Origin of the sequence: Photobacterium sp. SP02 (assembly GCF_038519165.1) — a bacterium.
In the GTDB taxonomy this organism is placed as follows: Bacteria; Pseudomonadota; Gammaproteobacteria; order Enterobacterales; family Vibrionaceae; genus Photobacterium; species Photobacterium halotolerans.
This window is the reverse complement of the sequence record NZ_JASJOJ010000006.1, coordinates 131,143-144,421: the sequence shown is the minus strand read 5'-3', so window position 1 is coordinate 144,421 and position 13,279 is coordinate 131,143. Positions and strand designations below refer to the sequence as shown.

Sequence of the window (13,279 nt, the reverse complement as noted above, 5' to 3'; positions counted from 1 at the left end):
TGCCGACTTAGCTCAGTAGGTAGAGCAACTGACTTGTAATCAGTAGGTCACCAGTTCGATTCCGGTAGTCGGCACCATCTTTTAAACCTCGCTATTGCGAGGTTTTTTTTATCTATTCCTTTTGCACATTTTTCACGACATTAAGCCCATTTTTTATTAACGGTATTCTTAATAATCGATTTCAGAACGCTATTGTGATACACATTTCACACAGCACGGAATAACCTCTCCCTTACCCGACTGTCAAAGCATGACAGGCACAGGACACGCCGTGCATTGCCTGCCTGAAATAGTAAATGCATAGAAAAAGGTAATGACAAGCATAGAACTCCCTACCGAGTGTTTAACTCCAGGCCTGTATATCAAACTGCCGTTACAGTGGACGGAGCATCCGTTCATGCTTAATCACTTCAAGATTAAGGATAACCAGCAGATCCGTCTGATAAAAAACCTCGGGCTTAAATTTGTCATTCTCTATCCGGATAAAAGCGACGCCCACCCTCTTCCGGAAAATACGCTCAATACCGAACAGGATGCCATCTCAGAGCAAGAAGCCCGCTTTATCAATAAACAGGCCGACAAGTTGTGGAAAGAAAAGCAACGGCGAATTGAGCATCTGAAGAATTACAAACGCAACCTCAATCGTTGTGAGAAAAGCTTCCAGCGTTCTTTGTCCAAATTACGCGCGATTTCGCAAAAAATAAAAAACCGTCCGGTGACGGCATTTGCCGATGCCGAAGAACTGGTCAACGACATGGTGGAAGCCTTACTGGACAACGACAATCTGGTCCTGCACCTGATGAGCGATGCGAAAGAATCGGAAGATATTTACTACCATTCGCTCAATGTGGCCGTACTGTCCATGTTGCTGGCCAAATCCAACGGCATGCCAGCCAGCGATATCAAAACCATTGCCCTTGGCGCCCTGTTTCATGACATAGGGAAACAAAAAATACCGACGCACATTCTGCGCAAAATAACCCCTCTGACAGAGCCAGAAGCCAATTTCCTCAAACTGCACCCTAAGTACAGCCTTGAACTGGCAGAGCTGAGTGCAGACTTCCCGGACGCTGCCAAACCTATCCTCAGTCAGCACCATGAACTGATGGACGGCAGTGGCTATCCGCTGGGGCTGCAGGGCCACCAGATAAACCGCTTTGCACAATTGGTCGCTGTTGTTAACGCCTACGACAACTTGTGCCACCCTATGGATCCCGGCAAAGCCAAAATCCCCTACAGTGCGCTTTCCTATCTGTTTAAACACAAGAAGGGGCAATACAGTGAGGAATTCATCGCGTTAATGGTGCGTATGATGGGCGTCTATCCGCCGGGCAGTGTGGTGCTGCTATCCAACCAGCAGGTCGGCATGGTCATTTCCGTCAATGCCAAACGACTGCTTTACCCCAACATTTTGATTTACGATCCGAGCGTGCCGTCCAATGAGGCACCAGTGCTTGATCTGGAACAAAGTGATCTGACGATAGACCGGGCGCTGCATCCGCAGAAACTGCCCGAACCTATACGCCAGTACCTCAATCCCAGAGCCCGTATTTCCTATTACTTCGAACCGGAAAACGGATAAGGGCTGACAATGCAGCCCTTATGCTGATGCGCTTTACCAGCTGAACATATCTTTGATCCAGCCTTCAGGTTTACCCTCCCGGCAATGTGCGGACAGCGAGCCGGTCGGATCCCAGGCCGGCAGAGACTGCTCGCCCTGGCAATCCAGACCCAGGGTGCCGTTCTGCAACCTGTGATACTTGAGCGTACTGAGTTTCTGCGGCCAGCTAAGCTGCAGCCGCTCAGGCTGACGACGCTCCAGATAGCCGCTGTAGAGGCGTAATGCCCCGCTGGCGCCGGTCAGTTTGACCGGTTTATTGTCATCCCGGCCAATCCACACTGTGACCACTTCCCTGCCGTCGGCCCCGACAAACCAGCTGTCGCGGGTATCATCTGTGGTACCGGTTTTGCCAGCCAGTGCTGCCCAGCCAAATCTGGGTTGCAGATAACGCCCTGTCCCCTGACTGACAACCCGCTTCATCGCATAAGTCGTCAGCCAGGCCGCCTGCTCAGGCACCACCTGACGGCCGGAAGGAAGATGACGGTAAAGCACCTTGCCCTGACGCTCGACCACAGCGCGCAAAGCCGTCTGGTCGGCACGGCGTCCCCCGCTGGTCAGGCTCTGGTACATCTGACTGACGTCAAACGGTGACAGGGTAAAGGCGCCCAGCAAAATAGAAGGCAGGCGTGGCACGGCTTCTTTGGCGACGCCAAGTTCAGCCAGAGTGGCTATCACATTGTCCAGCCCGACCTGCAGGCCCAGATTCACCGTAGGGACATTCAGCGAACGCGATAAGGCGTCATACAAAGGCACCTGACCGCGATATTGACGATCATAGTTTTGCGGCCGCCACTCACTGCCCTGATTGCCTTTAAGCAAAATCGGCTTGTCGTCCAGTGTCGTGGCCAGACTGAACTTATCAGGCTGGCGCAGGGCGCTCAGATAAACGGCAGGTTTCACCAGCGAACCAATCTGCCGGCGACTGTCGAGTGCCCGGTTGAATCCGGCATAGCCCGGACGGCTGCCGCCTATCATGGCCCGGATCTCACCACTGTGCCGATCCACCGCCACCATAGCCGTTTCAATCGGACTCCCGGCTTTTTGCTCCAGTACCGGGATCCACTGCGCAACCGCGTTTTCAGCTTCTTGCTGCGACACAGGATCCAGGGTGCTGAAGATCCGCAACCCGACCCCGGGAGTGAAACGGTTACCGACTTTCTCTTTCAGTTCCCGTTGCAGCAGCTGGAAGTAGGCAGGCTGGCGGCTGGCGATCACCGGCTGCTTTTGCACATCCAGCTTTCTTGACGCGGCCTGCTCATACTCAGCGCCGGTCAGGATATTTTGATCCAGCATCAGTCTGAGCACCAGATCCCGCCTGTCTCTGGCGCGCTCGGTATGCCGCCACGGGTTGTAGTACGACGGGCCTTTGACCATGCCCACCAGCATCGCCAGCTGATCAATGCGCAGTTCCTGCAAAGGCCGGCCAAAGTACAGGTGGGCGCCCAGGCCAAAACCATGAATTTCCCGGCTGCCGCTCTGGCCGAGATACACCTCGTTCAGATAGGCTTCCAGGATACGATCTTTGCTGTAGCGATAATCGATAATGATCGCAATATAGGCTTCCTGGATCTTGCGCCACAACGAGCGTTCACGGGTCAGGAAGATATTTTTCGCCAGCTGCTGAGTTAAGGTACTGCCGCCCTGCACAGTACGACCGGCTTTAAGGTTCACCAGCGCCGCACGCAATATGGCCAGAGGCGACACCCCGCCGTGGTGATAGAAATCCCGATCTTCGGTCGCCAGCAGGGCATCAATCAGCACTTCAGGAAACTCTTCTCTGGGCGTGAAGATCCGCTGCTCCCCTTCTTTGGTGCCCAGCATTCCCAGCATTTTGGGTTCGACCCGCAGATACCCCAGCGCCTTTTCCCGCCCGAGATCGTCAATCCGGCTCAGCCCGCTGTCACCGAATGTCAGCATCACATGGCGCTGACTTTCATAGCCGTCATCAAACTCAAACGGACGGCGCACCAGCTCAATGCGGGTCGACGAGGCAGAATACTCCCCGGCACGCTGCGGGGTACGGACTTTGTGATACTGCAAGGCGTCCAGCTCACGTTTCACTTCGCTCAGGGCGATGGCCTGACCGGGCTGCAGATCCAGTACCCGACCGTACACAACGGCAGGTAAGTCCCAGAGCTGGCCTTCAAATTTGTCCCGCACCAGGGTGTCCAGATAGATACCCATCACCACCACCACCGCCAGAACCGCCAGCCCCAGCTTAAGGCCGAAAAACAGTACCCAGCGCCCCAGACGGGCGAGGCGGCTTGTCGGCGGGGTGCGCTTAGGCGGTGTCTGAGCCGCTTTTTTGCGCGGCTGGCTTTTGGCTTTTTTGCTGGCCGGAGCGGCTTTCCTGGTGGCTCTGGGCTGTTTTTCTGTTGGCTTTTTAGGCGCGGCCAGGCGGTGCTTGGACTCTTGGATCATCATGATGTCTTAGCTTAGTTAGCTATCAGGCTGTCAGTTTCAGCGCAGCACATGCTGGCCGACTACATATATTTCTTGGTTTTTCGTGTCGGGGCATGACTGGCGGGATCATCAGGCCAAACATGCTTAGGGTAACGGCCCTTCATTTCTTTTTGTACCTCTTTGTAGGCACCTTGCCAGAATGCGGCCAGATCCGAGGTGATCTGTAACGGCCGCTGGGCCGGCGAGAGCAGCTCAAGGACCAGCGCAACCTTTCCCAGGGCAATCCTGGGTGAGGCCTGCTCACCGAACATTTCCTGCATACGCACCGCCAGCACAGGGGCCTGCCCGGGCTGATACCGTATCGGGTAGCGTGACCCGGTCGGCACCTGATAATGGGTCGGCAGTGCCGCATCCAGGGCTTTGGCCTGCTCCCAGCCCAGATACGCTTCCAGCGCGGCGCTCAAATCCAGTTTCACCAGCGCTTTCATGCTGCCAATCCCCGTCATGAAAGGCAGCAGCCAGTCTTCCAGAGCCAGCAGCAAACTTTCTTCATCCATGGCCGGCAGTGCCATCTCCGGCAGCCAGCTGGCCGCACACCGGGCACGAGTCAGCAGGCCTTCGCTGCGCGCGTTCCAGGGCAGGACCTTCAGCCCCTGACGGCGAATGGCATTCAGCAAGGCTTCCCCGGCACGGGCCGGATCCGGCTCTGCCAGCGCGGTACGTTTAATGATCAGCTTGCCACAACAATGTTGCTTTTCAGCGACCAGACGCCCTTTTTTGTCATCCCAGTCGAGCCATTCCTTCTCATGAAACAGTTGCGGCATCGTCTGCTGCAGTTGCCCGATATCGGCCGCTACAGCGGAAAACACCCGGCTGTCACCCTGCCTGGTTTTCACCACATCAGCCACCACCAGAGCAGACTCCCCGGCCAGCGGATGGTCCTCATCAATGACCACGCCCTGACCGTTAGCCAGCTGAAAGCGGCCACCCTGCCCCCGGGACACGGCAACACGATCGGGAAAGCCCGCTGCCATCAATACCGGCAGCCAGCGGCTGTCGGTCCGCCATCTGAGCGTCTTATCCTGCTCAGTCGTCCCGAGTTTTGAAAAATGCTGTCTGGCTCGCTGCCTGTAGTAGGCACTGCGGGGGAGCTGATCCGACTCCAGCAGGTGCAGCTGAAACGCCAGATCCGGATTGTTCATTCCTCTGACCGGCTCTTCTAGCAGCGCCACCAGCATAGCAGCGGTCACGCGCGCACTCACCTCAAGCGAGCTGGCATGCGCCAGAATCGCCGCCAGCCGGGGCTCAGTACCCAGTTGCTGGATGGCCTGTCCTTTGCCGGTGAGCTGATGGCGGGTGTCCATCGCCCCCAGCGCGACCAGTAGTGCCTGCGCCTGCTGCAGCGCGCCCGCAGGCGGCACATCCAGCCAGCGCAGCTCACTGGCTGACACGCAGCCCCACTGGGCCAGCTCCATCGCCAGATGGCTCAGATCAGCACGCAGAATTTCCGGCTCGGGCACGGCGGGCTGACGGGCCAGTAATTCTTCGCTGTACAGCCGCAGGCAAATACCTGGCTCAAGCCGCCCGGCACGTCCGGCTCGCTGTTCCGCCGAGGAACGGGCAATACGCACTAACTCCAGACGGCTGATACCGGTTCTGGCGTCCCAGCGGGCAATCCGCTCTAAACCGCAATCCACCACCAAACGAATACCTTCAATGGTCAGGCTGGTTTCTGCGATATTGGTTGCCAGTACAATTTTCCGTTTGCCCTTGATGGCAGGCTGTATGGCCTGCTGCTGGGCTTTACTGTCCATTTGGCCATACAGTGGCGCAATAATAACATCCGGGCTGACAGCCGCTTGCAACCACTCGGCAAGCCGGCGAATTTCTCCGGCACCGGGCAGAAAGACCAGCACAGAGCCCGGCTCAGCCGTCATCAGCCGGAGGATCTCGCGCCCGGTCCATTCAATCGAAACACCATTGCCCTGCTGGACGCTGGTGGCCTGAGTCTGGTATCTGTAATCCACTGGATAGCTGCGACCGGCTGATACCAAGTATTCGGCATCAGGCAGTAAAGATTGCAAAGCCTGATGATCCAGGGTGGCCGACATCACCAGTAATTTCAGATCGTCACGTAAGGCTTCCTGCACTTCCAGCGCCAGTGCTAACGCCGTATCGGCATGCAGGCTTCGTTCATGAAACTCGTCGAAAATCAGCAGTTCTATGGCAGATAATTCAGGATCTTGCTGCAACATCCGGGTCATTACCCCTTCAGTCACTATCTCCAGCCGGGTCCTGTCACTGACCCGTGTTTCGCCCCGCACCCTGAGCCCTATGGTCTGCCCGACCTCCTCGCCCAGTTGAGCCGCCAGGTAGGAGGCGATATTACGGGCAGCCAGCCGGCGCGGCTCCAGCATAACAATTTTGCCGGCCACACAGCCCGCCGCCAGCAGTGACAGCGGCAGCCGGGTAGATTTACCCGCGCCTGGCGGCGCCTTGAGGATGATCTGTTCACTGCGCTCAAGCGCCTGGTGCAAATCAGGCAGCACCGCATCAATGGGGAGTTGTGACAATATCTTTACCTTGTGTCATCTTCTATGAAGGCGCCTGTGTTGCTGACAAGACAGAACGCTCAGAAAAAATCGGACTTATTGTACTCAAACAGGGATAACGGTGCTATCCAACCGGCAGGAGGTCGCTATGTCGCATGACTCTGGGTCACATTACTTCGGGCAGCCTGATGTTCCGCCTCAGCCCGGCAGCCAGCGGATGTTTTTTGCCCTGCCGCTGACAGAGCCACCTGCGGCGAATCTGGCGCCGTACCAAGGCTTGTGCCAGCTGAAAGATGCCTTACCCGGCAAAGGGCGTACCATACCCGATGCCAACCTGCATCTGACGCTGGCCTTCCTCGGGCAGATCACCGATGAGCAAACCCGCCAGCTCGTTGCCGCTGTCAACCAGCTCGCCATCCCGGCTTTCTCGATGCATTTCAACCTGCTGCGTTACTGGAAACGCAGTCGCGTGCTCTGGCTGGGCGGCGATATCTGCCCTGAGCCTTTAGGCCGGCTCGCCGAGCAGCTGAGCCAGCTGGCCCTTGATCTTGGACTGAGACAGGATGCCAGGCGCTATACCCCACACATCACGCTCAGGAAAAACCTGCGCCAGCGTCCTGTTCTTCCTGACGAACAACCGGATTTTCTTTTTCACTTTCAGCGCTTTGGCCTGTATATTTCTGAACCCGACGGGCCAGGCGTCCGTTACCGGCTCGCGAACCAGTGGCCACTTATTCAACCAGAAAGCGCCGTACAGGACAGCGAATGAATTACACACCTTCCCTGCAGCCAGCCACACTCATTAAACGCTATAAACGCTTTCTGGCCGATATTACCTTGCCCGACGGCACCGTCACGACCATTCACTGTGCCAATACGGGTGCCATGACAGGGTGCGCCGAACCCGGTGCCACTATCTGGTATTCCACTTCGGACAATCCTAAGCGGAAATACGCCCACAGCTGGGAATTAACGCAAACGCAGGACGGACACTGGATTTGCATCAATACCGCCAGAGCGAATCAAATTGTGGTCGAAGCACTCAAAAATAACCACATTCCGGAATTATCCGGCTATGCTTCATTGCGCACAGAAGTGAAGTATGGTACTGAAAACAGCCGGGTAGATATTGTTCTGGATAATCCCTCACTGCCATCTTGTTTCATTGAAGTAAAAAGTGTCACTTTGCTGGAAGATCATGGCCGCGGGTATTTCCCGGATGCTGTTACCACCCGGGGGCAAAAACATTTAAGGGAGCTGGCAGAGGTCGCAGCCACGGGTCAGCGCGCTGTGTTATTTTTCGCAGTCCTGCACTCTGGGATTGAAAATGTCGCCGCGGCACGCCATATAGACCCGGTCTATGATGAGTTACTGGAACAGGCAGAAAAAGCAGGGGTGGAAGTCCTCTGTTACCGTGCAGAAATCAGCCCGACGGCTCTGACTTTGAGCCAGCGGATAGAATTTGCTCAGTAACGCGGAAAAATGATGCTTTCTTCACAATGGTATAAAATTGAAGATATGCAGTAATTGCCACGTTATATCCTTTCTGCTATAGATACCCGCCAAAATTAACCAGTGACGGTTATTCGGTATATGTTAGGAGATGCTATATGCCAGAGAGCAAGGTTAAAAAATCGTTAGGCATCCTGGCTATTGCTGGGGTTGACCCGTATCAGGAAAAAGCCGGCGAAGAATATATGGGTGAAGCGCAGCTAGAGCACTTCCGCAAAATTCTCGGAGCCTGGCGCAACCAATTGCGTGAAGAAGTTGACCGTACCGTTAACCATATGCAGGATGAAGCGGCTAACTTTCCGGACCCGGTTGACCGTGCAGCACAGGAAGAAGAATTCAGCCTGGAACTGCGTAACCGAGATCGTGAGCGTAAACTGATCAAGAAAATCGAAAAAACGCTGCAACGTATCGAAGATGACGATTTTGGTTTCTGTGATTCATGTGGCGTGGAAATTGGTATTCGCCGCCTGGAAGCCCGTCCGACAGCCGACCTGTGCATCGACTGTAAGACACTGGCAGAGATCAAAGAAAAACAAATGGCTGGCTAAACTGCCCTTTGTAACCGTAATCTGACAAAAGGGAGCCAAGGCTCCCTTTTTTATTGTGATTGACTGTCTGCTATCCAACACCATGACAAAATTATCTCCGTATACTGGACGATTCGCCCCCTCACCTTCCGGTCCGCTGCACTTCGGCTCACTGGTGGCGGCATTGGGCAGCTATTTGCAGGCGCGCTCCCGGCAAGGTCAGTGGCTGGTCAGAATAGAAGATCTGGATCCCCCGCGCGAAATGCCCGGTGCCGCAGATGACATATTGCGCACTTTGGACGCCTTTGGCATGACCTGGGACGGCAGCGTCATTTACCAGAGTCAGCGCCACGCCCTTTATCAGGCACAGATAGAACACTGGCTGGCTCAGGGCGACGCCTATTATTGCCGTTGCAGCCGCAAAGCGATCAAAGAAGCCGGTGGCTTTTATCCCGGCACCTGCCGCAATGCTGGCCTGGACGCCACTCACAGTGCGGTAAGATTGAAAGTCGACCAGGCCATCACAGGTTTTCATGACCAGCTGCACGGCTGGATCGCAATACCTGAAGCGCTGGCCAGCGAAGATTTCATCATCCGCCGCCGCGACGGCCTGTATGCCTACAACCTGGCGGTCGTGCTGGATGATATAGCGCAAGGCGTCACTGAGGTCGTCAGGGGAGCCGATCTGATTGAACCGACAGGACGCCAGATAGGCCTCTATCACCGATTAGGACAACCCGAGGTAAGCTATTTACATCTGCCGCTTGCCGTAACGGAAAACGGCCATAAACTGTCCAAACAAAATCATGCGCCGGCTATCGACACGCGTCTGCCAGGACCGCAACTGTGGCAAGCGATGAGGTTTCTGGGGATGTGCCCGCCGGCAGAATTGCAGTGCGCTGATCGCGACGACATTCTCCGTTGGGGGATCGCGCATTGGGATGTCGCGAACCTGCCGCCAACAACAGCGATCACGCTGAACCTAGCATCTTGAGGTGACTTGGGTATATGATATGCGGCTGTTCAGTCCGGCCTTATCACAATTACGAGGTGTGTTATCTTTAGTCGAGTCGCCAGCTTTTGCCGTAAAGTATTGACCCGAGAGCAAAAAGCTCTGGGTAACAAGGAGCCAAGCTTGCAAGTTTATCAACGCCAGGAGCACGGTATCTCCCGCAAAGACATCAGCGAAAATGCGCTGAAGGTACTCTACCGCCTCAATAAAGCCGGTTTTGACGCCTATTTGGTCGGCGGCGGTGTTCGGGATTTGCTGCTGGACAAAGAACCCAAAGATTTTGATATTGCGACCAATGCAACGCCGGAAGAAATTAAGGCGCTGTTCCGCAATTGCCGCCTGATCGGCCGCCGCTTCCGTCTCGCCCATATACTCTTTGGCCGCGACGTGATTGAAGTGGCCACTTTCCGCGGCCACCATGATGCAGGCGCCGTTAAGCTGCCAGCCGGCAAGCAAGCCATTGCTTCGCGCAACCATGAAGGCATGCTGCTGCGTGACAATGTCTACGGCACCATTGATGAAGACGCAGAACGCCGTGACTTCTCGATTAACGCCCTGTATTACAGCATCAAAGATTTCACTGTCAGTGATTACGCGAACGGTGTGGTTGATCTGCAAAACCGCCTGGTCCGCCTGATCGGCGATCCTGAAACCCGCTATCGCGAAGATCCGGTGCGGATGCTGCGCGCCGTGCGTTTTGCCGTCAAGCTGGATATGCAGATTGAAGCAAGCACTGCAGCCCCGATCCTGGAACTGTCGACCCTGCTGAAAGACATTCCTGCCGCACGTCTGTTTGAAGAGAGCCTCAAGCTGCTGCAGGCCGGTAAAGGGCTGGAAACGTACAAAATGCTGCGCGAATACAATCTGTTCCAGCAGCTGTTCCCGATTCTGGCCGAGCATTTTACCGAAGATCACAGCAGCCAGACCGAGCAGATGCTTGAGCACATTCTGGCCGCCACTGACGTCAGAATCGCAGAAGGTAAGCGCGTCAATCCGGCCTTTATGTTTGCGGCCATGCTCTGGTATCCGATGAATGTCCGGGCGGAAGAAATTGCCAGCACCAGTGGTCTGAGTGACTACGATGCCTTCATGATAGCGGCCAATGACATTTTGGATGAGCAGGTGAAGAACATTGCCATCCCTCGCCGTCTGACCACCACTGTGCGTGATATCTGGCAGCAACAACACCGCTTTAGCCGCCGTTTCGGTAAACGCGCCTTTGCCATGCTGGAACACCCTAAATTCCGCGCAGCTTACGATTTTCTCGAAATGCGTGGCCAGTTTGAAGGGAAAGACGTGGCTGAGCTGGCAACCTGGTGGCACAAGTTCCAGTTTGCTGAGCGTGACGAACGCAATAAAATGGTACAGGAGCTGGGTGGCGGTAATCAGCGTCGCCGCCGTCGTCCGCAGCGCCGAAAGAAACCGCAGGCGAAATCGGCCTCATGATTCGTGCCTATATTGCCATCGGCAGTAATTTGAATGATCCGGTGAACCAGGCTTACCAGGCACTGACGGCATTACGTCAGGCCAGTGACGTGAGCGTGGTCGCCGAGTCCTCGCTGTACTGCAGTACCCCTATGGGGCCGCAGGATCAGCCCGATTACATCAATGCTGTGGTTGCCGTTGATACTGAACTGACACCACTGGCGCTGCTCGATCTGACGCAGAAGATTGAACAGCAGCATGGAAGAGTCCGCAAAGCAGAACGCTGGGGGCCGCGTACTCTGGATTTGGATATCCTGCTTTATGGCGATTTGCAGCACCACTGTGAACGTTTAACTATTCCGCACTATGGCATGAAAGCCCGTGAGTTTGTGCTTTATCCACTGGCTGAAATTGCCCCTGAACTCGTCCTGCCTGACGGTACAGCGCTGACTGACCTGCTACCCGAGGTGGACCGTAACGGCCTGCGTGTGTGGTCATCCTGACACACCCGGGAGAAGGGAGATAACAATGAAGAAAATCACGATTAACGACCTGATGAAGTGGAAGCAGGAAGGTCGTAAGTTTGCCTCACTCACCTCTTATGATGCGAGTTTTGCTCAGCTGTTTGAGCAACAGGAAGTGCCTGTCCTTCTGGTCGGCGATTCCCTGGGTATGGTCCTGCAAGGCCAGACCGATACCCTGCCTGTGACTATCGATGAAATGGCTTACCACACCCGTTGTGTGCGTGCCGGCAGCCCCAATGCCCTGCTTCTGGCAGACTTGCCGTTCATGACCTACGGCACCCCGGAGCAGGCCTGTGACAATGCCGCCAAGCTGATGCGCGCCGGTGCCAATATGGTAAAACTGGAAGGGGGCAGCTGGCTGGCTGAGACCGTCAGAACCTTGACCGAACGTGCCATACCTGTGTGCGCCCACCTGGGCCTGACCCCGCAATCGGTCAATATCTTTGGTGGCTACAAAGTGCAGGGACGCGATAAAGAACGCGCTGACCAGATGCTGGCCGACGCCATTGCGCTGCAAAAAGCAGGCGCACAAATTGTCGTGCTGGAGTGTGTCCCTGCCTCACTGGCCAAACGTATTACCGAAGCCTTAGAGATTCCTGTTATCGGCATCGGAGCCGGTAACGTAACTGACGGCCAGATTTTAGTCATGCACGACATGTTAGGCATTTCTGCTAACTATATGCCGCGTTTTTCTAAAAACTATCTTGCTCAGACTGGCGATATCCGCACAGCGGTTTCACAGTATCTGAAAGAAGTGGAAACGGGAACATTCCCGGGTCCAGAGCATACCTTTGAGTAAGGAAAACCCACCATGCAGACTTTTGCTGACATTTCCCCTGTTCGTGAACAGGTTCGGGCCTGGCGCCGTGAAGGCCGCCGTATCGCCTTTGTTCCGACCATGGGAAATCTGCATCAGGGGCACCTGACTCTGGTTCGCAAAGCACGCGAACAAGCCGATATCATTATTGTCAGTATTTTCGTTAACCCAATGCAGTTCGATAAAGCTGACGACCTGAACAACTATCCTCGTACACTGGAAGAGGATCTGGCCAAATTGAATGGTGAAGGAGTCGAACTGGTTTTCACACCGACCCCGGATATCATTTATCCCAATGGCATGGACCGGCAAACCTTTGTCGAAGTGCCCAGCCTGTCTCACATGCTGGAAGGGGCATTGCGTCCCAGCCATTTTCGTGGCGTCGCCACCATAGTGACCAAGCTGTTTAATATTGTGCAGCCAGATGTGGCCTGCTTTGGTGAAAAAGACTATCAGCAACTGGCGTTGATCCGTCAAATGGTCAACGATCTTGCGATGCCGATTGAGATCATCGGTGTACCGACAGTGCGTGAAATGGATGGCCTGGCAATGAGCTCTCGTAATGGATACCTCACCGTAGATGAGCGTCAGCGCGCACCGGTCCTGGCCAAAACCATGCGCTGGATCAGCAGCCAGATCCGCGGCGGACGCCGTGACTTTGATGAAGTGGTGCTGGATGCCAATGATCAGCTGCGTGCTGCCGGTCTGGAGCCGGATGAAATTTACATCCGTGATGCCCGTACGCTGCAGGTTGTCGGCGAAGAAACCACACAGGCGGTGATCCTGATGTCTGCTTTCCTGGGGAAAGCGCGTCTGATTGATAATCAGGTCATTGAGCTGGCCGCTGTCTCGGCAGACACCACTCACTAACAGCGCCTGACAGGCT

11 protein-coding genes and 1 tRNA gene are annotated in these 13,279 nt (G+C 55.2%); 10 read left to right on the top strand and 2 right to left on the bottom strand.

Translation table 11 applies throughout. The annotated features are described in order from the left end of the window. The first annotated feature begins 1 nt into the window (after position 1). Positions 2–77, top strand: a tRNA-Thr gene (locus tag P0Y67_RS04765). Between the two features lie 236 nt (positions 78–313). Next, positions 314–1,582, top strand: a complete 1,269-nt coding sequence (locus tag P0Y67_RS04760; RefSeq protein ID WP_342390942.1) for an HD-GYP domain-containing protein — start codon at positions 314–316, stop codon at positions 1,580–1,582. A gap of 33 nt (positions 1,583–1,615) precedes the next feature. Here P0Y67_RS04760 and mrcB read toward each other — a convergent pair whose 3' ends face one another. After that, positions 1,616–4,045: a penicillin-binding protein 1B gene (mrcB, locus tag P0Y67_RS04755; protein ID WP_446728795.1), complete on the bottom strand. Its 2,430-nt coding sequence runs from the start codon at positions 4,043–4,045 to the stop codon at positions 1,616–1,618. Between the two features lie 59 nt (positions 4,046–4,104). Further along, a complete protein-coding gene (gene hrpB / locus P0Y67_RS04750; protein WP_342390941.1) occupies positions 4,105–6,597 on the bottom strand; it encodes an ATP-dependent helicase HrpB in 2,493 nt (830 codons plus the stop codon). Positions 6,598–6,724: 127 nt separating this feature from the next. On the opposite strand from hrpB, the gene thpR reads away from it, so the two are divergent. The 8 genes from thpR to panC all read left to right on the top strand — a co-directional run bounded on the left by thpR (position 6,725) and on the right by panC (position 13,263). After that, positions 6,725–7,345 carry an RNA 2',3'-cyclic phosphodiesterase gene (thpR, locus tag P0Y67_RS04745; protein ID WP_342390940.1) on the top strand — a complete coding sequence of 207 codons (621 nt, stop codon included), beginning with the start codon at positions 6,725–6,727 and terminating at the stop codon, positions 7,343–7,345. Then, positions 7,342–8,049: a DNA/RNA nuclease SfsA gene (sfsA, locus tag P0Y67_RS04740; protein WP_342390939.1), complete on the top strand. Its 708-nt coding sequence runs from the start codon at positions 7,342–7,344 to the stop codon at positions 8,047–8,049. Before thpR ends, sfsA begins: the two co-directional genes overlap by 4 nt. Before the next feature lie 137 nt (positions 8,050–8,186). Next, entirely contained in the window at positions 8,187–8,636 is a 450-nt protein-coding gene (gene dksA, locus P0Y67_RS04735; RefSeq protein ID WP_027253634.1) for an RNA polymerase-binding protein DksA, read from the top strand. Positions 8,637–8,718: 82 nt separating this feature from the next. Continuing rightward, a complete protein-coding gene (gene gluQRS, locus P0Y67_RS04730) occupies positions 8,719–9,609 on the top strand; it encodes a tRNA glutamyl-Q(34) synthetase GluQRS (protein WP_342390938.1) in 891 nt (296 codons plus the stop codon). A gap of 99 nt (positions 9,610–9,708) precedes the next feature. Then, complete coding sequence (gene pcnB / locus P0Y67_RS04725; protein WP_342390937.1) at positions 9,709–11,073, top strand: polynucleotide adenylyltransferase PcnB; 1,365 nt, start codon at positions 9,709–9,711, stop codon at positions 11,071–11,073. After that, a complete protein-coding gene (gene folK, locus P0Y67_RS04720) occupies positions 11,070–11,555 on the top strand; it encodes a 2-amino-4-hydroxy-6-hydroxymethyldihydropteridine diphosphokinase (RefSeq protein WP_342390936.1) in 486 nt (161 codons plus the stop codon). The genes pcnB and folK overlap by 4 nt, the downstream gene beginning before the upstream one ends. Positions 11,556–11,580: 25 nt before the next feature. Continuing rightward, entirely contained in the window at positions 11,581–12,375 is a 795-nt protein-coding gene (gene panB / locus P0Y67_RS04715) for a 3-methyl-2-oxobutanoate hydroxymethyltransferase (RefSeq protein WP_342390935.1), read from the top strand. A 12-nt stretch (positions 12,376–12,387) separates the two neighbouring features. Beyond that, a complete protein-coding gene (gene panC, locus P0Y67_RS04710; protein ID WP_342390934.1) occupies positions 12,388–13,263 on the top strand; it encodes a pantoate--beta-alanine ligase in 876 nt (291 codons plus the stop codon). The last annotated feature ends 16 nt before the right edge of the window (positions 13,264–13,279 follow it).